Here is a 20362-nt window from a genome sequence, read left to right as displayed (position 1 = left end):
ACTGTGAATCAAGCAAGAGACAGCCTGACATAAAGGAGTGTGAGCAGCGATGCACAAATCGGAACAGCCTGCATTCAAGGGGCGTGTAGAGCTCAAGCATGAGATTTCCAAGATGGATTGCTTCCTTCTTCGACATAATCTTCAGCACATGATGAAGCCTGATCCCCATGCGAATGAAAACGGAAGGTACGTAATCCGCAGCGTTTACTTCGACAATCTCGATGACAAGATCATGACGCAAAAGAAAGAGGGCTTCTATCGCCGCGACAAATATCGGGTAAGGCTGTATGACTACAATACCGAGCTTTTGCATCTGGAGAAAAAGTCCAAGGTCGACAACCTGTGCCAGAAAACAAAATGCAGAATCACCGCCGAGGAATACGAACGCATGCGGCACGGGGATATCGAATGGATGCACGCCGACCCCCGCGACCTGATCCGGGAGCTTTACGTGCAGATGACCCTGTATCAGCTAAAACCCGTTACCATCGTCGATTACGAACGTGAGGTCTTCATCTATGAGCATGGGAATGTTCGCGTGACCTTTGACAGCTCGATCAAAACCAGCTTCCGGAACAATGATCTGCTGAATCCAGACGTGATCATGATCGATACACTCGAACCAAACATGGTCGTGCTGGAAGTGAAATACGACGAATACCTGCCCGATATTATCCGGAAAATGCTGCAGGTGACGGACCGCCGTAAAAGCGCTTTTTCCAAATACCAGATCAGCAGAATGTTTGGATAACAACTACTTAGGAGGATCAGAAAGATGAACACCAATACCATCAACTTTAGCGACATTTTCAAGTCGAGCTTTCTTGAGAATACGACCAGCTTTTCCGTCGTCGACTCCCTGATTTCGCTCGCAGCGGCTTTTGCCGTCGGACTCTTTATCTACGTTGTTTACAAAAAGACCTTTGCAGGTGTGATGTACTCGCATACATTCAGCATCTCCCTCATCGTCATGACGATGGCTACGGCCCTGATTATTATGGGTGTCTCTTCCAACGTCCTGTTATCTCTCGGGATGGTCGGTGCACTGTCGATTGTTCGTTTCCGTACGCCGATTAAAGACCCGATGGACATCGTCTACATTTTCTGGGCCGTTGCTTCCGGTATCCTGTGCGGCGCTGGCTTCATCCCGCTGGTCATTATCGGTGCCATCCTGATCGGCTTGGTTCTCTTGTTCTTCATCAACCGTCTGACCGTCGAAAATCCGTTCCTGCTGATCGTACGCTACAACGATCCTGCTATCGAAACTTCGCTAGCGCACATCGTGTCTGCCCAAGCCATCAAGCACTCTGTCAAATCGAAATCCGTAACACCTGGCAACGATCTGGAGATGATTTACGAGATTCGCGTTAAGAAAAACGACACGGGGTTTGTGAATAAAATCTCGAGCATGGAAGGTGTGCAGTCGGCCATGATGCTCAGCTACGACGGCAATTTCACTGCATAGAAAAGGTTCCCAGAAAGCGAGCATGGATCTTTCCTCTATGCTCGCCTTTTTTCTAGGGAAACGAAAGGAGTACTATGGCATGAAAAACAAGTACATTGTGGCCTCCGTCGCTTTTATGCTGGTCATTTTCATCGTCGTCATGGGCGTGCTTCCCAAGCTCGGTGTCACCATCAACGGGCAGGGGCAAACGTACGCGACCGATGTATTTGACCAAAGCAAAGTGACGACTGTCGATATCACAGTCGATGAGGCGGATTTTAAAAAAATGCTGGAAAGTCCACTGGATGAAGAGATGTACTCCGCCGATGTCGTCATCAACGGCGAGAAGGTAGAAAATGTAGGCTTTCGGACAAAAGGGAACCTGACCTTGCGTTCCGTGGCGCAAATGGAAGACTCTGATCGTTACAGCTGGAAGATTGATTTTGACAAGTACGTGGATGAACAAAATTTGCACGGCTTAAAAAAGCTGAATCTCAACAATAACTACTCGGATCCATCACAAATGAGGGAGTATTTGGCGTACTCCTTGATGAAAAAGATGGGGGTCCCCACTCCGAATTTTTCGTACATGTACGTCACGATTAACGGCAAGGAATGGGGCTTGTACCTCGGTGTGGAAGCGATTGAGGAGACATTCCTGCAGCAAAACTTCGAAAATGCCCGGGGCGATTTGTACAAGCCGGATGGAACCGGCAGTGACCTGAAGTGGATCAGCGACGACATCTCCGATTATTCTGGGATGAATCTGAAAACCAACAAGGACACGAAAGACCAGTCCGAGCTGATCGAAATGCTCGATGCCATCAATCACGGCGGCGACATTGAGAAGTACTTGGATGTGGACGAGATGCTCCGCTACTTCGCTGTAAATACAGCCGTGGTCAATCTGGACCATTATCAGGGCAACCTAAAGCACAACTACTACCTGTATGAAGAAAACGGCGTCTTCTCCATCTTGCCGTGGGACTACAACATGTCGTTTGGCGGCTTCGGAGTCGGCGGTATGGGGGGCGGAGGTGGAGGCAGACCAGGGGAAGCTGGGCAGCAAAACAACGCAGGCAAGCAGGCAGAAAATAAAGCAAATGCTCAGCAAGCTGCTAACCCGAACGCCAACCAAGCCGCCGCTAACAAAGCGGGGAACGGGCAAAACAACATGCAGAGAGGACAATTTCCTGGCGGTGGCGGCGGAATGGCAGATATGGCTGCCAATTTTATGAGTGAGGATAACATCAATTTCAGCATCACGACGCCTGTCTCCGGTACCACGCTGGAAGACCGTCCACTGCTGAATGCCCTCTTGTCTAACGATGAATATCGGGCGAAGTATAACGAGTATTTGCAAGAGATCGCTACCGACTACTTTACGGAAGAATACATGGGGACGATGACCGCAGACATCGCCAACCTGATTACACCGTACGTTGAAAAAGATCCGACCAAATTTTATACGACCGAGCAATTTAAAGAGAGTGTGTCGGGTGAAAAAAGCTTGGTGCAGTTCGCGGTGAAACGTGCAGCCTCCATTTTGGCACAGCTGTCCGGGGAGCTGGTAGTAGAAGCCAATACCACGGGCGGAATGGGCGGCCCCGGAGAGATGCCTCAAATGGGTGACGGACAGAACCAGGGAAATTGGCAACCACCTCAGATGGGCGATGGGCAGAACCCTGGCAACATGCAACCGCCTCAGATGGGCAACGGGCAAAACCGTGGCGAACGCCCACCTATGGGGGCTGGTGGTACCGGTGGCAAAGCTGCGGCCAACCAAGGTTACTCGATGACTACCATCATGGAAATATCGAGCTTCATCGTCATCCTCCTAGTAGGGATCGTCTACGCGTTCTTTTACAAACGCAGGAGATCGTAGACATAGTAAAGCCCGAGCGCTTCTGCCTCGGGCTCTTACTTTATACCTGCTCCTGCTCCGTCAAGCTTCTTCTTTTGCAGCTATTTCTTCTTCCTGCCAAAAAGCAAAGCCCCGACAGTCCCCACCAGCAAGACTACCAAAATAACAGGCACGAACGGAAAACCTGCGCCCTCCTCCTGTACTGCGGGATCTGTCTGCCCGTGATTCGCATGATTGGCATGATCGTTATCCGCTGTCTGACTCGCTGCTTGCTGTGCCTGCTCTGTCGATTTTGTGAATTGAATGAGCTGAAGCTGCTTTTCCTGACTGCCGTCGCTGCTCACCATCCACGATTCCTCTATGGTTCTCCCTTCCCATTCGGTAGGGTCCACAGGTGCCTGTACAATTTTCGGGTGCGCCGTGATCTTGTATGGCTGGTCAGCGATTTTCACGATATACGACTTCGTGCTATTCCCAGCCGCATCCTTTTCCTCCAGAGAGGTCACCTTGTCCACTTTTCCCACTGGTCCCTGGGAGAAGCCTGCCTGCTCGTAGAGTGTTTTTCCTCGATGCTCATAGACAAACTGGGCAAATGCCTCTCGAGTCACTTCGTCCTTTGCTTTCTCTACTTGAACCTTCCCTTGGAGATAGGCTAGGTTTACGTCCTCGTAGGTCGCATTCCCATCCAGGGAGGAAACGAGTCCTTTTGCAACAGCTGCCTGTGCGATTTCCTCATGCTTTGCTTCTTTTCCTGCCAATTTGAAAAAAGAGCCTGCCCAATAAGCGAGATCGGCGCGCGTCAGTTTTTCCTTTGGCGAGAACAAGGCTGTCCCGTGATCAGCCGCGATGACTCCCAGGCCGCTCAGGTAGACGATCTGTGCTTTCGCCTCCGAATATTGCAGGTCTTCGTATAGATTTTGCTCGTTGGTGATATGCGCCAGCGCATTCGTAGGCATGATCAGCGCGAGCAGCATGCACAGTAATAACAGACTTCTTTTCATTCGTTCTTTTGTCCCCTTCCTGCTGAAGTTCGTTACGGTTTTTGTAAAAGCAGTGCTCCGCTGGACTGCTGTACATGAATGTCTTTCTGGACTCCCGGCAAAAGCTGCAGCTGCTCGGTCGGGATCCGGAATCCTTTTAGCTCCTCAATGAGCGTACCCGGCATGAGAAAGCCGTTGAAAAATCCCGCTTCATACGTCAACGTGGCGACTCCGTCCTGCGCTTTCAACACCTGACCAATCAAAATGACGTGCAGGCTGGGCTTTTGAAAGACGGTGTAGATATGATCGGATCGGAAAAAGTATTTCAGCTGGCTTCGTTCATTCAGCCATGTTTCCGGCAGCTTGTAGCCATGGCCCTCCTGTGCAGACATCGCCCATTCCCTTGTGTGCTGCTCGGTCAGCGAGCGGTCCTCCTCCAGGAAAGCCATAAGCTTGGGCTCAACCTCTGACATCCAGTCGATATCCAGATAGTTGGCAAGCTGATCGAGCGGCAGCTCTGGGTTGTCAGCCAAAAAAGCTCCTCTCGCCGCCAAATTCTCCTGGATGACAGCCAGCAGTTTTTCGTGGCCAGCAAGCGTTTCTTTCGTGGTCACGAGCTGCTTGTACTCCAGGTAAAGCTGATCCAAATCACGCATGTACGCGTCGAGGCTGCGTTCAATCAGCCACTGACTTCCCATGACATCGGCTGGCGAGCTCTCCTGCAGCAGCAGCGAAAGCCATGTATCGAGCCCCATTTCGCTGTAAAATTGCAGCTTGTCCACCGCGACCTGCCGATTGCCTTCGTACTGCGATTTCATCTTCTCGATCCGAGGAGTCAGCTCGCTGATTTGCTGTTTGGTATTGGCTACTTCCTGCTTGAGCTTTGCCGTGGTGCTCTCATCGTTCACCGTAACCAAAAAATCAGCGAAGGCTCCCGTCAAATGCGCGTAAACCGTCGATGCCACTGACAAGGCCAACACAGCGAAGAGTGTCAGAATGGCTCTTTTACGCATGATCGATCTGCTTCCTCGTCGAAACATAGCTGGCAGCCAGCCCGACCAGCGAACCTGCAACCACGACGGCCACCATGGTGAGATAGACCCCATTCATCGAGAACTGAAGGGCAAATGGGAACTGCAGCTGCAAGGGAACCAGCAAGCCCGTGAAAAAGAAATAGACGACAATTGCAGCCAAAAGACTCCCGATCAGTCCGATCAGCCAACCCTCGAACAAGAATTGGCCTCTCACCTGTGCCGGCTTCGCACCGATTAACATCCGAACGCGGATTTCCCGCCTCCGCTGATAGAGGGCGAGACTCATGGCGATGAAGACCATGCCAAACGCCAAAATGACGAACAACGCGAGCAGCAGTATCCCATACTGATTGATTTGCTCCGACCATTTCAGGATCGTCTCTGCAAATTGCTGCGGGTAAACGACCTTGATGATCTCCTTCATGCCTCCCAGCTGTTCTGCAAACAGCCCCATCTGCGACTTGTCCGCAAGCTCCAGCCGAATCGCATCCGGTATGTCACTTTCCTGAAATGAAAGCAGCAAATGCTCTCGGCCCGTAAAGAAAAAGGAGAGGCGTTCGAGCATCTGCTCCTTGGTCTCGACCTCTGCCGTTTTCACATAGCTGTTGTTCTGCAGGATCTTCGCGACTGCCTCCGTATCCACGGACGGATCGAGGTAGACCTTCATCGTTACCTGCGATTCCAGATAGTGCATGAGGTCGCCGACGCCCAAACGCAAGAGCAGCAAAATGCCGCAGAATGCCATCGCCACAAAAATCAAGAGCGCCGCTGACGTGGCCGCCCCCAGATTTCGCATGATCCCTTCCCTTGCATCCCTGAGCATGTACATGACTCTTTGATTATTCATGTTCACGTACCTGTCCATTTTCCATCACCCATGTCTTCGCGGGAAATTGTTCGATGAGCGTATCCGAATGCGTCACGATCAGCATCGCCGTCTGTTCCTCTTCATGCAGTTCTTTCAACAGCCTCATAACATCCAGCGCTGTCTCGTTATCCAGATTTCCTGTTGGCTCATCTGCCAAAAGCAAGCTGGGGCGATTCAGCAAAGTGCGGACGATCGCGACCCGCTGCTGTTCTCCACCTGAAAGCTGCTTGGGGAAGCAATCCTTTAGCCCCTTCAAGCCCACTCTCTCCAAGAGACGACTGGCCTCAGGCTTGATCTGCTCCCACGTCTTTCCCATGACTTCGCCTGCCAAAGCCACGTTTCCTTAACGGTCTTACGCTCCAACAGCTCGAAGGATTGAAAAATGATGCCCATCTGCCTGCGCAGCTCGTATTTGGGGATTTGTGTGATCGGAGCCCCGTTGATCTCGATCTGACCGGAGAAATCCTCGATATCCCGATAGAGCAGCTTTAGCAGCGTACTTTTCCCTGACCCCGATCTCCCCTGTAAAAATGCAAATTCTCCAGCCCCCAGATGAAACTGGAGGTTCTGGAGAATTGCTTGTTGCCCGTAGAGCTTGGAGACGTCCTGCAAACGAATCATCAGACCTTGCCTTCCGCAAGCCATGGCAGAAATCCGTCCAAAAAGCGCTCTGTCGCAGGCATGAAGTAAGAGCCGAAATGAAAGTCGGGGTCAAGCGTTGTCACGATCCACGTACCTTTGGAGCTCACTTTGTCTACGTAGAGCACAGCGCCGTCATCTTCTGTGGAAACGAGAATGTCTGCACCTTCTGGCGGCCAGTATACCCCGTGCTGATGCCAGGTTGCATCCTCCAGCGTGATGTAGTTTTTGAACAGATCGTATTCCGGGTTCTTCAGCACAAGGCCGCTCTTCGCGTCCTTCTCCAGCCACCACCAGAAATTCGTGGGACGCAGCTCCCAGTTTTGTCCCGGGATCCACTCTTTTGGCTGCGGGCCGAAAGCCACGACGATTCCGCCGTTGTCAGCAAACGCCTGAATCTTCTCTTTGTTTTTCATGATCAAGCCCATATGCAGCTGGGAAGGAACCAGCAGGGCGTCAAATTCGTCCAGCGACGTCTTCTCCAAGTCTGGCAGGTAGATCACTTTTTCAAAGTAACGATGGTATTTCGGCTCGTGTATGCTCCGGTAATGCTGGGAGCTTCCCCCGTATAAGACCGCTATTTTCCTCATACCTGCACACCTCTTTCTTGAAGCTGGCTGTACTCGTCACGGACCCACTGAGTAAGCTGGAACGCGATTCGTCCTGTAGATTTGACAGGAGAATTGTAGCCAAACAAATCCCCGCCTGCGTGCACCAGGATCGTTCCGTTTGTGCTGTGACGGTCAATATAAGTGATCGGCTCACCGCCCGGCAGGTTCAGCAATACCTCGGCACCCTCCGGAAGCGGGTGATGACCTCTGGCAAAGAAACCGGCCACCCCTTTGTTGTAGGTCATATCTTCCGTTTTGACCCCTTCAAAAATAGGGTGCGGCTTCGTGATGGAAACATCGTAATCGTTGTGGTTGCGAATCGTTTTGGGCACGAAGCTGGAGCCGCCCGGCAGCCAATCCAGGAACAGATTGCCCCCGAAGACCAGCACCTTTCTCATGTCGAGGAACTCGCGAATCTTTTCCTTGTGGCGATACAGGAACTCCTGGTCGATTAGTCCGGTAATCACCAGGCATTTGTAAGAGGACAGGTCATGATCCGGCAAATCGTAAATATCAATAAAGTCCATCAAGTCTTGAAAATTCGGGTCGCTCAGGCGCGCTTCACCAAAACAGCAGCCGGAATCGAGCATCAGAAAGTCATTCGTCTTCTGCTTCACAATGGGCCTCCTCTGTCGTGTCTTTTCTATGGTTTCCCTTCTTTAGCCACTCGGGTTTTCTCTTCTCGCATTAAAAGGAATCCAGCTCCAGCAGTGCCGAGATAAAGCCTTGCGTGAATGGATGCTGCGGCTGTTCGGTAATATCTTCGGGAGTTCCCGTCTCGACGACTTTTCCCTGATCCAAGACGAGCAGCCGATCGCAAAATCCACGGGTCAAAGCGAGATCGTGGGTAACAAACAAATAGGCGATGCCGTGACGCTCACTCAGCTCTTTCATGAGCTGCAAAAGATCAAGGCGCAGCGATGTATCGAGCATGGAGGTCGGCTCGTCAGCCACAATCAGCTTCGGGCAAGTAATGAAGGCTCTGGCCAGTCCGACCCTTTGGCGTTCACCGCCTGACAGCTCATGCGGATAGCGCTGCATGTAACGATCCGGCGAGAGGGATACCTCTGCCAAAGCCTCCCGGACGGCATGCCGCCTTTGCTCGGGATCTTTCGCATACAGCTTTTGAATCACGAGCGGCTCGGCCACCAGCTGTTCGATGGTCATGCGCGGCGACAGTGATTCGTATGGATCCTGATAGATCATTTGGATCGAAGAAGTTGCCTGTTTGCGCTCCTTTGCGCTCATACGCTGCAAATCTTTGCCCTGATAGATCAGCTGACCGCTATCCGACGTCTCCAAGCCAGCGATGATTCGCCCGATCGTGCTTTTGCCCGCTCCGCTCGCGCCTACCAGCCCTACGGTTTCGTTCGGCTTGATCGAGAGGCTGAACCGTCCAGCACCGTCATTTTGTATTTGTTCGATCCTTTGATCGCATAGGTTTTTCGTAAGGCTCGCACCTGCAGCAGGTCTTCCTGCCACAGATTCTCTGCTGCTTTCGCGTTTGCGCTCATCAGTCCATGCCCTCCGTCCGATTATCGTTGCTTTAGCCGTGGAATCGAGTCGATCAGGCGTCTCGTATACGGGTGCGTAGAATGGTGCGCCACCGTAAGCGTCTGTCCTTGATCCACAATCTTGCCCTGATTCATAATCACGACACGATCTGCCAGGCTGAGAACAACAGGAAGGTCATGTGAAATGAAGATCATGGACAAATTCAGGCGCTGCTGCAGATCTTTCAGCAGCTTAATGATTTCCACCTGTACTTTTACATCCAAGCCGGTCGTCGGTTCATCCGCGATGACCAGTTCCGGTTCGTTGATCAGGGCCATGGCGATGACGGCGCGTTGACGCATCCCTCCGCTCAATTCATGGGGAAAAGCAGCGCCCCAGCGCGGAGTCAGACCGACCTGCATCAGCACTTGATCGATTCTCTCCTGGATCTCTTGCTTGCCAGCCTTGCGATGGGAAAGGATGGCTTCAGCCAGCTGCTCGCGTACACTCATGACCGGGTTGAGCGCATTCATCGCCGCTTGGGGAATGAGCGCAATCCGATTCCCGCGAATCTGCCTCATCTTCACCGGAGACAGACGGGACAGATCGCGGTCTGCGAAATGTATCCCCATCTGCTCTACCATGGCAGGAGGCTTCAATAGCTGCATAACTGCCGCAGCGACGGTCGATTTTCCACTTCCCGATTCCCCGACCAGCCCCAGCACCTCTCCTTTTTTGATCACAAAGCTGACGTCATCCACAGCAGTCATGGTGCTGTTTTCTTTCGGATAACGGACAAACAGGCTCTCTACCGCAAGCAAATCAGCAGTAGACGTGCCCGGTAAGGCAGCTTTCACGGCAGATTTGGCACCCTTCAGGGAAGCCGCCTGGTAGGCACGCAAGCGAGGATTTACCCGCTCCTCCAAGCAATAGCCGATGAAGGAGAAGGCCAGTACCGTAATCACGATGCACAGCCCCGGTGGAATGACCCACCACATCCAGGCTTCTGTCAAAAATGCACTGCGCGAGTTGGCGTAGAACAGCATACTTCCCCAGCTCTTGGACAAGGGATCCCCCATACCGAGAAAGCTGAGCGACGATTCCATCATGATGGAGACATTCACAGCCTGCACGAATTGCGGAATCACGAGAGGCAGCATGCTCGGGAATATGTGCTTCCACAAAATGTAGAAGTGCCCGGCGCCCATCGACTGTGCAGCCAGGACAGCTCCCCTACTGCGCAGGGACAGCGTCTGCGCCCGAATCTTACGCGCTTTTCCTGCCCACATGACGAGGGTAATGACCATCACCTGCGTAATCAGACTCGGACCCATGTAAACCCCGATCACGATCATCAAAGGCAAAAACGGCAGCGTGAGACAAATGTCTACGATTCGCATCAGGAGTGAATCGACCCAGCCACCTGAGTAACCGGATACAAGGCCAATCGCCGTTCCGATCAGAGTCGCGAGCAACGCGGCGGCTATCCCGATCGTAAGCGATGTACGCGCCCCGACGACCAGCTCTGCCATGATGTCCTGCCCCATGTCGTTTGTTCCTAGCCAATGCTCTGCTCCAGGCGGTTGGAAAGGCATCCCTGTCTGTTTTTCTGCGTCGTGCGTCACAACATACGGTCCGATCAAAGCGAGCAGGAACACGATGACCAGCATGAGGACACCTGTCCAGCCAATCCATTTGGCACCCTTGCTTATCATGCTGTCTCCTCCTCTATTTGCTTGCTGGAACTGACCTTCCGCGACCACGCACGTGAACGGGAACGTGGGTCAAACAACGGGTACGTCACATCTGCGAGCAAATTGGCCGCAATCACTCCTAACGTAATAATGAGAAAGACGCCCTGCATCATCGGATAGTCCCGTGCGATCACACTCTCATACAGCAGCCGACCGATCCCGGGGTACGAGAAAACCGACTCTACTACCACAGCACCACTCACGAGAATGCCGAGACTCATCGTGATATGGGTGTAAACCGGCAGCAAAGCATTGCGCAAAGCGTGGTTAAAAATCAAACTCCGCTTGCTGGCACCCTTGGACTCCGCCATGTATACGTAATCCTGGCCCAATGTTTCCAGCATGGATGAGCGCGTGAGCAAAAAGTTCCCGCCCACTGTCGAAAGCGTAATCGTAATAACCGGAAGGATCATATGGGTAATGATCTCGCCCACATATTCGGCGGTACCACCGGTAAAAGCGAGGGGCACCGCACCAAAGGACGGCAGCCACCCCAGATTGACCGAGAAGATCGCGATGAGCAGCATGCCGATCCAAAATCCCGGAATCGATTCTACTGTCAGCATTGCAGATAAAAAGAACAAGTCACGTCGCTTCCCGCGATTCCAGGCAGCGTAGGCACCGATTACGATGCCGATCACTGCACTGATAATCAGCGAGGGGGCGACCAACAGAACGGTCCACGGCAATCGGTCCGCCAACACCTCTGTCACTGGTTTTCCGTATTTGATCGAGCTCCCCAGATCGAAGTGGAAAACTCCTGTCATAAAATCTGCGTATTGCTCCCACACGGATCGGTCGAGACCCAGCTCATGAAGGGCCCGCTGACGCTGTTCCGGGGTCAATTCGTTAATCGTGGTCTCCCCGAAAAAGAATTCCAGTGGGTCCCCCGGCGCCAATCTGGGGAGCGCAAAATTGATCGACAGGGCAACTGCCAAAACAAGCACGTATTGAATTAGCTTTTTCCCGAAGGTGGAGGAGAACCATGAACCGTCCATTTATTGACTCTCCTTTGTTTTACTGTTCGGCTTTCGCTTTTTTCGCACCATCCGGCAGCAGCGAGTATTTATTGATGACACCGTAGCCTTTTGATTCCACCCACTGATCGTAACGATCGGAGCGATATGCGAATTTTTCTTCTGGATAGAACAGCGCGACGCTGGTCGGCTGCTTATTGAACAATTCCTGCATGGCAAAGCCGATTTCCTTGCGTTTGTCTATGCTGGTTTCTGCCATCCATTGCTTTTGCAGCGCATCCATTTCAGGATATGGAATGGTTTTGTTCCACAGATAAGAAGAACGGTGAGACATCACGAACTGATCTGGGTCGGCTACGCCGTGTGCACCGATGTTGCTGATTACGAGATCAAAGTCACGAGTTTGACCTACGGTTGCCATCGTTCCGGAATCCAGAACTTCAACGGTTACCTTGACTCCTACTTTGGCATATTGGTCTTTCAGCATTTCCGCTGCACGAATCCAGGAAGGCTCAGTAGAAGGAACTTTCAGCGAGAAAGCAAGCGGCTTGCCATCTGGCATTTCTCTCACGCCGTCATTATTGGCATCTACGAATTTCAGGCCGTCCATGACCGATTTTGCCTTTTCTGCATCGTATGGCGTGCTCAGGTTCGGGTTGGTCCATGGCGAGTCAGGATGCGGATATCCTTTCAAACCAGCTCTCCCTTTTCCGAGCATCACTGTATCCAAGATCGCTTGGCGGTCTACTGCAAGAGACATGGCGTTACGGAACTCAGGTGTATTGAATGGCGCTTTGTCATAATTCAGTTTCAGCTCGATGATGGAAAGTGGGGAAGTTTCTGCTACTTTCATGTTTGGTGCGTTGGTAAAGGAAGCTTCCAGCTCTGGCGGCAGCGGTCTAGCAGAAATATCGATCTCGCCGGAGCGCAGCGCGTTAAAGATCGCGGTAGGGTCCTTGATCACAGGCATGACCAGGGTGTCTACCAAAGGAGTGCCTTTGAAATAGTCTTTGTTCGCTTCAAACTTGTAGTATTGATCTGCTTTGTACTCCACGAGCTTGTATGGTCCAGTACCTACTGGCAGGTCCGTAAATTTGCGTGGGTTTTCTACCTTTTCCCAAATGTGCTTCGGCAGGATTGGCAGGTCAGCAAACGTGATTCTTTCCAAAGACGGGCAAGCGTACGCGCAAGTAAAACGAACGGTAGATGGGTCATCCAGCTCGATTTTCTCAATGTGCGGCACTTCGCTTACGTGGTGGGTGTGGCGGTTAGCCGGTCCATCGCGGTAGTATTCGTACGTAAACTTCACATCTTCCGCAGTAAAAGGGGTACCATCGTGCCATTTGACTCCATCGCGGATTTTAACCACCCAGGTCACATCATCCAGCTGCTTGGCGGATTCAGCGAGCCAAGGCTCTGGTTTATCGACATAAGGTGATGGCGAGAACAATTTATCGAAAACGAGTTCAGTCAAATAATCGATGTTGCCTGTGTAGATGTTGATTGGGCCTGCATCACTTGGCAGACCGATTTTCAATTCGGAAACCGTTTTGGCTGCAGGCTCTGCTGCTGTGCCTTGAGCGCCTTGTGCTTGATCCTGGCTTGGCGCCGGTTGGCTCTGGTTGGATTGGCAGCCCAGCACAAACATCGATAGCAGTAAAAGATAAGTAAGCATAAGTCCAAAAGACTTGCGAGTAAACAAACCGATAACCTCCCTAATTATTTGTAATGTTCTTTCTAGGAACCTAAGAAATGCGCTTTACAATCAACAGCTCGTCTACAGATAACGCCAAAGCACGTTCAGACAGCTCCAGCTTCAGTCGATCAAAATCTTCTTCGTCCTGTTCTGTCATTGCGTTTTCTCAGCCCTTTTTCAAATATTCGTAGAAAGCGGACGGCAGGAAATCTTGGCGCAAAGCAGCTTCTACTGCTTTGCCATCCGCTGTGGAGATGACATACGCATAGGATTGCGGACGATAGGGATCGTGCTGGGCTACCGGATACTCAACGTTCACGGTATAAACGCCGCGGGTCAATGCACGAGTCACAAACTCGAAGACGTCACGAAACCCTGGGCCAGCATGACCAGACATGATCGAGATGTCCTTGCGATTTGGCACTTCCTCCCCGTACAGCTCAGCGAAGGCTGCCTGCAGCGTGCGATACCCAACGGCAACCGCCATCAGCGCTACGCTCCCGTGATATTTTTTTACATCGGAATAGCTGATTTCCAGTACTTCCTTCCGATCCCTAATGCAGATGACAGACATGAATGGAACCCCCTTAGAAGTTGACACGCAACGGTGCTCTCAAAAACTAGATTCATCTTAATTTAACTGATAATGAATATCAATCCCACACAAAATGAGCAAAGGCTAATAAATCCTTTTTACACGAGCGTTTGCATGCTCAAATAATATTTTTGAATCTATCTATTCAATTTTTAAATAGCATAAATACTTCCAAAACCGTGGTATATCAAGGGTTTTGACCACCTAATATCTTACAAAAAGCAAAAGACCCTCCACGTCGAAGGGTCTTGAATGGGGCTTTACACGTCCTATACAGAACGCAAATAACGCTCCACATTTTGGCAGAAAATACGATCTTCCTGCGTGAGCTTGGCATTTTTGCGGAACACGAAGCCGTTCTGTCTCTTGATTTGAATAGAAGAGATCGGTTTGTATACCAGCTCTCCCCGCCTGATTTCCTCTTTGACCGCTCCATGCGGAAGAAAAGCGATCCCATGGTGCGATTTCACTGCCTGCTTGATCATTTCAAAGTTGCTCATCTGCAGGAAACGCGCCTTTACCTGCCTGCTTTCCAGATGCTCCATCACGTACTGCTGCAAATACTCGCTCTTTGGCAGGAGCACCGTTTCGTTTTGCAGATCCCGGGCGTACAGCAGTCTGCGGTTTGCGCAGGAATGATCAGCGGGAAGCACGAGCAGCAGCTCTTCTTCAAAGAGGACGGAGGTCTCAAAATTTTTGCGGATGTAGTCATCCTCTGGGTAGATGGGCATCAGCGCATACTGCGTCCTGCCCTCTTGAAAGCAACGAATCAAATCACTATAGCAATACGAGTTAATCTCCAGCGGTCTTTGCGGTGAAATGGTATGAAATTGATTGAGAATATCGGAGAAGTAATACCCGGCAATGTAGTTGCTCACATAGACAGACAAAACCTGCTCCTGCTGCGAGACCCTCTTTAGCTGAATAGAAGCTTCATCGACCAGATTGGTAATTTGCTTGGCGTACTGCAGCAAGACCTCTCCCTGCTTCGTCAGCTCGACCTGCTTTCCCGAACGGAAAAAAAGCTGCGAAGAAAACTGCTGCTCCAGCTGCTGGATATGGTGACTGATGGTCGGCTGTGAGCAGTACAATCGCTTTGCTGCCTCCGTAAAGGAGCTGCACTCCGCAAGAACGATGAAGGTCTCCATTTTTTCCAATGTGTTCATCCCAAAATTCCACCTCACTAAAGGAGCGCAAGAAGGTAATATTTTACTGAAAATGATAATTGTTATCAATTATAATTTTACTTGATAAAGACTTTGGTGTCCATGCTCAAATGTTCTACCCTTTCGCATACAAAAAGTGGCCCCTGCTTTCGGGACCACTCTACTTGCTTTTCTTCTATTTCCAAGGGATCAGCTTGCGCTCCAGCCATTGCAAAACGCGATTAAACGTTAGGCCGAGCAAGGATAAAATCAATACCCCTACCATCAGCTTGGTCGTAATCATGAGGTTTCCATAGTGCAAAACCATCGCACCGATCCCTTCCTGCGCAGCTACCATCTCGGCAGACACCAGGAGCAGCAGGGACGTACCTGCAGACAGCTTCAGACCGGCAAAAATCATCGGCAGAGAGGCTGGCAGGATGACCTTGCGAATGACATTCAGATGATTGGAGCCAAACGTCACAGCTGCCTTGATCAGCATCGGATCTACGTTCTTCACGCCGGAAAAGGTGTTGATGACTACCGGGAAAAAGACCCCCAGCGCGATAATCGCGATCTTTGGCATTTCACCGATCCCCATCCACAGGATGATCAACGGCAGCAAAGCGATTTTCGGAATCGGGTAGATCGAATAAACGATCGGCGACGCAATCGCATCGGTCCAGCGGGAGAACCCGAGAATGAGCCCCACGAGGACACCCAGAGCCGCACCGATCGCATAGCCAACCCCGATCCGGTAAAGACTTGCGATCAAGTCTTTATACAGCTCACCACTTGCGATCATATCCCAGCCTGCCAGCAAAATGGCAGTAGGTGCCGGCAAAAACAGGGGTGGTACGATTTCCAGTCGACAAATAATCTCCCAGACTACGAGCAGGCAGACAATCCCTAGGACGGCTGCGTAGCTTGGGATTTTTGTCTCCAAAAAGGCGACACGGTTGGTTATGATTTGACGTTGTTCAGACATCATTTTACCCCTCCCTCGATGCTTCTTGGGCATCGTGGCGAATGAGCTGCCAGATCTGATCGGCATACTGCTCGAATTGCGCGCGGTACTGCTCTTGATCCCGCCCGATCTTCGGCATGTCAATCTGAATGATGCTCTTGATCTGACCCGGATGTCTCGACAGGACAATGACCCGATCCGCCAAATAAACGGCTTCCTGAATGTTATGCGTCACGTAGAGCGTGCTCAGCTTGGTACGATTCCAGATGGTCAGGAGCTCTTCCTGCATGATCGTACGCGTTTGCGCATCCAGCGCGGAAAAAGGCTCGTCCATCAGCAAGAGGTCAGGCTCAATCGCCAGTGCACGGGCAATCCCGGCACGCTGTCTCATCCCACCGGACAGCTGCTTCGGATAGGCATTTTCAAAACCGCTGAGGCCGACCATCTCGATGTATTGCTTCCCTTTTTCCTGCTGCTCCTGCTTGCTGGCTCCCGCTTCCTCCAGCCCGAAGATTACATTTTCATAAACGCTCCGCCAAGGAAACAACGCGATTTCCTGAAATACGATCCCCAAGCTCGGCTTCTTGCCATTGGTTCCTTCGAAGTATACCGTTCCGCTCGTCGGCGACATCAGACCGCCTACGATGTTCAGCAGCGTGGACTTCCCACAGCCGCTCGGTCCGACCAGAACCACGAACTCTTCTTTTTCAATAGAAAAATTGATATTCGTAAGGGCAGTGACTTCTCTTTTTTTCGAGTCTACAAACGTTTTATCGACGTTTTCAACAACGATCCTCATTGCATTCACTTCCCTAGCTTCTGCACAGCTTCTTCAAGCAATTGGGTGTTCACGATCTCGGTCGTGTCGATTGCTTTGTCGATCAGCTTTTCTTTTGCATACCAATCTACCTGTGTCTTGATGTCGGATTCCAGCAGTTTTCCATCACGGTCGATGTAAGGCAGACCTTTTTTGATCATGTCCGGCTCTTGGTCGGTGTACTTCGCGATAATGCCGACTACCTCATCGTAGTTGGCACCTGGTACGATTTTTCCGTCCTTTTGAGTCAAAACAGCGTCGTAGTAGTAACGAGTTGCTTTTGCGTAGGCTTTCAGGAAGCGCTCAGCTGCATCCTTGTTTTCAGCCAGCTTCGGAGAGAAGAAAATACCGGAAGTCTGGTAGTCCATCTCGTCGCCTACTTGTGCGATGACTTTTCCGTAGCCTTCTTCTACTACCGTAGAGATATTTGGTTCGTTCAGCAAAATCGCGTCGACTTGTTTGCTTTTCAGCGCTTCCATCAGACCTTTGATGCTGTTCAGTGGTACGAGCTGTACATCGCTTAAGGTTAAACCGTGATTTTCCAACAGTCTTCCTGCCATGTAGTGGTAGGTAGAACCTGTTTGGGTGATTCCGATCTTTTTGCCCTTTAGCTCTTCAATGCTTTTAAGAGGTGAATCGCTAGGGAACAACAAAGCCGAGGATGAGTAGCCCTTCTGCTCTCTTCCTTTATCTGCAACGATGAGCAGCTTCTGTCCGCCTGCAACCATGTTGTAAAGGCTGGCTGTAATTCCTGTTGCGCCTACATCCACGCTGCCTGCAGCCGTTGCCACTGCGATCGGCTGAGCAGCCTCAAACCATTTCGCTTGCGCATCGATGTTCTCTTCTTTAAAGAAGCCTTTTTCAATCCCGATAAAAAGCGGCGCCGAGCTGGTCAGCTTCAACATCCCAATATCAACCTTTACAGCTTCAGCTGCTTGCCCTGCCTGCTGCCCTGTTGCTTGATCCCCTTCCGACTTACCACAGCCCACGATTGTCAAGGACAGTGCCAATGCTGCACCTAGCAGTATTCTTGCTGACTTTTTCACAGTACATTACCCTCCATTTTGTTTGTAGTTGTTCCTATCTAATTTCAATTATATTTCGACAAAGTAACATAAAAAAGTGTATAGATCAATGTTTCCATCGCAATAAATGCTCGTCTCCTTCCTGTAATATCCTCGTCATGTATACAATCTGACCTGTGTGATAGGAATAGTGGGAAGTTGTATGGTAAAGAAGTTCCATAATTGTCTTCTGATAGGAGGCGATCCCTGCCCCTGGCGGATAAGCAATCGTGACTTCTCTATGGAAGTCCTCCTCCGTTAATTTCTCGATCACCTGGCGCGACTGTGCACGTACGTCAAAAAGGCGCTCGCGCAGCTGTGCCGATGTATAGCTCCCCATAGCCAAAAATTCCGCAGAGCGCTCACGAACAAAGGGCTTGCTCCCGATGCCGCTCACTACGTTCTGATATTCGTTTCCCGCCAAATGCAGACACAAATTTCCGATGCTGTTGGTGCTCTCCCTTCCCTTTTTCCAGATCTGCTCATGAGAAAGCCGATCCAGCGCTATATGGATCCGATCCAGCTCCGTATCGAGCAGCTGCAAGGTTTGCTTGTAAAACAAATGCATGTTCGTTCCCCTTCTCTCTATGTTTATTCATGTGAAATTTCTATTCATCTTACCATTACTTTCTAGCAATCACGAATGCTTCAGAAGGCCCTTAGAGCGTTGGCGTTGACATTGATAATGATTATCAATAATATTGTTTTAAGAATAAGGAATCCGGTAAGAAAGGAAATCCATTATGGCACAACAGCAACAGATTCATCCATTCTTGCAGAACACGATCGTAGAAATCAAAGAATCGGGCAAACGCACTTACTCACCCGAATGCCCACGCTGCGATGACATCGTCCAGAGCCATACTCTCCTGTACTGTACAAAAGGAAAGGGAGAGGTGGTCATCGACGGCTCCTCCTCCAAATTTGCCCGCAAATCGTTGCTGTTGCTTCCTCCACAGATCGGCTATGAATTCACGCATTCCTCTTCCCACGGGATCGAAATGCACGCTCTTTCCTTTGACCTCTATCGCCTCTCTGTTTCCGAGGATCATCGCAGAGTTTACGAACGTGAGCTTTCCTTTCCTCTACATGGAGTGATTGAAAAGACCGGTTCCCGGGTGCAGTACCTGCTCCGTCAATTTTCCGGCCAATCGGCTCCCCCGAAAAGAAGCCAGTCGTTGTATCAGCTGGATGAATTGTACGAGCTGCTTGAATTGGTTTTGCTGGAGAATCCTGATGAGGACCTGCCAGCTGCGCCGCTGTCCGATGCGCCAGAGCAATGGCTGCCACTTACCGTTCAATACATGCAGGAGCATTACGACCGCGACATCACCGTAGAAAAGCTGGGAGAGCTGGCAGGGATGCATCCTGCTTACTATTCGCATTTGTTCAAGCAGAAAATGAACAAGACTCCCTATGAATTCCTCACGAATCTACGAATGAACAAAGCAAAGGAAATGCTGCTCGTCTCTGATAAAAAGGTCAAAGATGTTGCACGCGAAGTCGGCTATATCGATGAATTCTATTTCAGTCGCCGTTTTAAAACCTCCAGTGGCTATGCGCCCACTACCTACTCCAAGCAGCTTCCTGCCAAGATGATTTCGCTCTCGTTCCCCTACACGGAGCATCTGCTGACCCTGGGAGTCGTTCCTTGTGCCGCTCAAACGCACAAATACTTTCCCGCCGCCGTCAAAAGCTTGATGCTTCCCTTTCATGCCTCAGACCCTTGGGAGATCAGCAGGCAAGCGTTTTTAAAGCTGGACCCGGACCTGATTTTGTGCAAGGATAACGTCTCTGTGAAAGCGCGCGAAAACCTGGGTGACATCGCTCCCATTGTTACCATACCGTGGACCACCATGGATGTTTTTGGCCACTTGCAGATGATCGCCGGCATCGTGAACAAGCAGGAAGCTGCTCAGGAATGGATCGATCAGTACGAGAAAAAGGCCGAGAAAGCGCATCAGCTCGTGGCCGACCACATCGGCGACAAGCGTACCGTTGCCATTTGCGTCCTGCGGGAAACGGGCTGGCGAATGTACGGAGCACGCAATATCGGACATGTGTTTTACCGTTCCCTGCAAATGCTGCCCCCTGCGCGAATGCAAGCAGAGATGCAGAAGCATAACAACGGAAAGATGCTCACATGGGTTGCCATCTCGATCGATGAGCTGGATCAGTACGAATCGGACTATTTGTTCATGGTCGTACCATCGCGTGAGGAAGCGGAAAAGCAATGGAAGCTTTTGCAATCGAATGCAGCCTGGCAGCGTCATCCTGCTGTCATCGCCAATCGCTATTGCTTTCTCGAATGGGATCAATGGAAGGTTTATGCTCCCTACTCACTGGAGCGCCAATTGGACATGGCAGTCGATCTCCTCACGTCGCCGACAAACAATGTCAGTCTATAAGTATG

General features: G+C 50.9%; 21 protein-coding genes. 4 read left to right on the top strand and 17 right to left on the bottom strand.

Annotated elements, in window-relative coordinates; genetic code table 11:
* Positions 1-49: 49 nt before the first annotated feature.
* The 3 genes from ACLIN2_RS28165 (at position 50) to ACLIN2_RS28155 (ending at position 3329) form a co-directional block, all read left to right on the top strand.
* A complete protein-coding gene (locus ACLIN2_RS28165; protein WP_122960980.1) occupies positions 50-751 on the top strand; it encodes a polyphosphate polymerase domain-containing protein in 702 nt (233 codons plus the stop codon).
* Positions 752-775: 24 nt separating this feature from the next.
* Complete coding sequence (locus tag ACLIN2_RS28160) at positions 776-1465, top strand: DUF4956 domain-containing protein (RefSeq protein ID WP_122926341.1); 690 nt, start codon at positions 776-778, stop codon at positions 1463-1465.
* A gap of 79 nt (positions 1466-1544) precedes the next feature.
* The gene (locus tag ACLIN2_RS28155; RefSeq protein WP_411502783.1) at positions 1545-3329 is read left to right on the top strand and encodes a CotH kinase family protein; all 1785 of its coding nucleotides are present in this window, start codon (positions 1545-1547) and stop codon (positions 3327-3329) included.
* An 80-nt stretch (positions 3330-3409) separates the two neighbouring features.
* Here ACLIN2_RS28155 and ACLIN2_RS28150 read toward each other — a convergent pair whose 3' ends face one another.
* From ACLIN2_RS28150 to ACLIN2_RS28070, 17 genes are all read right to left on the bottom strand, one after another.
* Positions 3410-4309, bottom strand: coding sequence for a hypothetical protein (locus ACLIN2_RS28150; RefSeq protein WP_411502782.1), 900 nt, complete (start codon positions 4307-4309; stop codon positions 3410-3412).
* A gap of 32 nt (positions 4310-4341) precedes the next feature.
* Positions 4342-5301 carry a hypothetical protein gene (locus ACLIN2_RS28145; RefSeq protein ID WP_411502781.1) on the bottom strand — a complete coding sequence of 320 codons (960 nt, stop codon included), beginning with the start codon at positions 5299-5301 and terminating at the stop codon, positions 4342-4344.
* Positions 5294-6169 carry a cell division protein FtsX gene (locus tag ACLIN2_RS28140; protein WP_411502780.1) on the bottom strand — a complete coding sequence of 292 codons (876 nt, stop codon included), beginning with the start codon at positions 6167-6169 and terminating at the stop codon, positions 5294-5296. Before ACLIN2_RS28140 ends, ACLIN2_RS28145 begins: the two co-directional genes overlap by 8 nt.
* Complete coding sequence (locus tag ACLIN2_RS28135; RefSeq protein ID WP_411502779.1) at positions 6162-6446, bottom strand: ATP-binding cassette domain-containing protein; 285 nt, start codon at positions 6444-6446, stop codon at positions 6162-6164. The genes ACLIN2_RS28140 and ACLIN2_RS28135 overlap by 8 nt, the downstream gene beginning before the upstream one ends.
* Positions 6443-6811, bottom strand: coding sequence for an ATP-binding cassette domain-containing protein (locus ACLIN2_RS28130; RefSeq protein WP_411502778.1), 369 nt, complete (start codon positions 6809-6811; stop codon positions 6443-6445). Before ACLIN2_RS28130 ends, ACLIN2_RS28135 begins: the two co-directional genes overlap by 4 nt.
* Positions 6811-7419, bottom strand: a complete 609-nt coding sequence (locus ACLIN2_RS28125) for a hypothetical protein (protein WP_411502777.1) — start codon at positions 7417-7419, stop codon at positions 6811-6813. Before ACLIN2_RS28125 ends, ACLIN2_RS28130 begins: the two co-directional genes overlap by 1 nt.
* Complete coding sequence (locus tag ACLIN2_RS28120; RefSeq protein WP_411502776.1) at positions 7416-8057, bottom strand: phosphate starvation-inducible protein PhoH; 642 nt, start codon at positions 8055-8057, stop codon at positions 7416-7418. Before ACLIN2_RS28120 ends, ACLIN2_RS28125 begins: the two co-directional genes overlap by 4 nt.
* A gap of 70 nt (positions 8058-8127) precedes the next feature.
* Entirely contained in the window at positions 8128-8922 is a 795-nt protein-coding gene (locus ACLIN2_RS28115) for an ABC transporter ATP-binding protein (protein WP_411502775.1), read from the bottom strand.
* Positions 8923-8975: 53 nt separating this feature from the next.
* Positions 8976-10649 carry a dipeptide/oligopeptide/nickel ABC transporter permease/ATP-binding protein gene (locus tag ACLIN2_RS28110; protein WP_411502774.1) on the bottom strand — a complete coding sequence of 558 codons (1674 nt, stop codon included), beginning with the start codon at positions 10647-10649 and terminating at the stop codon, positions 8976-8978.
* Positions 10646-11686 (bottom strand): ABC transporter permease, encoded by a 1041-nt coding sequence (locus ACLIN2_RS28105; protein WP_411502773.1) that lies wholly within the window; start codon positions 11684-11686, stop codon positions 10646-10648. Before ACLIN2_RS28105 ends, ACLIN2_RS28110 begins: the two co-directional genes overlap by 4 nt.
* A gap of 19 nt (positions 11687-11705) precedes the next feature.
* Complete coding sequence (locus ACLIN2_RS28100) at positions 11706-13367, bottom strand: ABC transporter substrate-binding protein (RefSeq protein WP_400583631.1); 1662 nt, start codon at positions 13365-13367, stop codon at positions 11706-11708.
* 160 nt (positions 13368-13527) lie between these two features.
* Positions 13528-13935 (bottom strand): hypothetical protein, encoded by a 408-nt coding sequence (locus ACLIN2_RS28095; protein WP_411502772.1) that lies wholly within the window; start codon positions 13933-13935, stop codon positions 13528-13530.
* Between the two features lie 290 nt (positions 13936-14225).
* Entirely contained in the window at positions 14226-15122 is an 897-nt protein-coding gene (locus ACLIN2_RS28090) for a LysR family transcriptional regulator (protein ID WP_411502771.1), read from the bottom strand.
* A 175-nt stretch (positions 15123-15297) separates the two neighbouring features.
* Complete coding sequence (locus tag ACLIN2_RS28085) at positions 15298-16089, bottom strand: ABC transporter permease (protein WP_411502770.1); 792 nt, start codon at positions 16087-16089, stop codon at positions 15298-15300.
* Between the two features lie 4 nt (positions 16090-16093).
* On the bottom strand, positions 16094-16867 hold the full coding sequence (locus ACLIN2_RS28080; protein WP_092271838.1) for an ABC transporter ATP-binding protein: 774 nt from the start codon (positions 16865-16867) through the stop codon (positions 16094-16096).
* A 5-nt stretch (positions 16868-16872) separates the two neighbouring features.
* Positions 16873-17931: an ABC transporter substrate-binding protein gene (locus ACLIN2_RS28075; protein WP_122960967.1), complete on the bottom strand. Its 1059-nt coding sequence runs from the start codon at positions 17929-17931 to the stop codon at positions 16873-16875.
* 85 nt (positions 17932-18016) lie between these two features.
* Positions 18017-18517, bottom strand: a complete 501-nt coding sequence (locus ACLIN2_RS28070; protein ID WP_411502769.1) for a DinB family protein — start codon at positions 18515-18517, stop codon at positions 18017-18019.
* A gap of 175 nt (positions 18518-18692) precedes the next feature.
* Between ACLIN2_RS28070 and ACLIN2_RS28065 the strand changes: the two genes are divergently transcribed.
* A complete protein-coding gene (locus tag ACLIN2_RS28065; RefSeq protein WP_411502768.1) occupies positions 18693-20357 on the top strand; it encodes a helix-turn-helix domain-containing protein in 1665 nt (554 codons plus the stop codon).
* The last annotated feature ends 5 nt before the right edge of the window (positions 20358-20362 follow it).

The organism is Brevibacillus centrosporus (genome assembly GCF_046622605.1).
Classification (GTDB): domain Bacteria; phylum Bacillota; class Bacilli; order Brevibacillales; family Brevibacillaceae; genus Brevibacillus; species Brevibacillus centrosporus.
The sequence above is the reverse complement of the archived record's forward strand: the minus strand, read 5'-3'. Positions and strand labels throughout refer to the sequence as shown.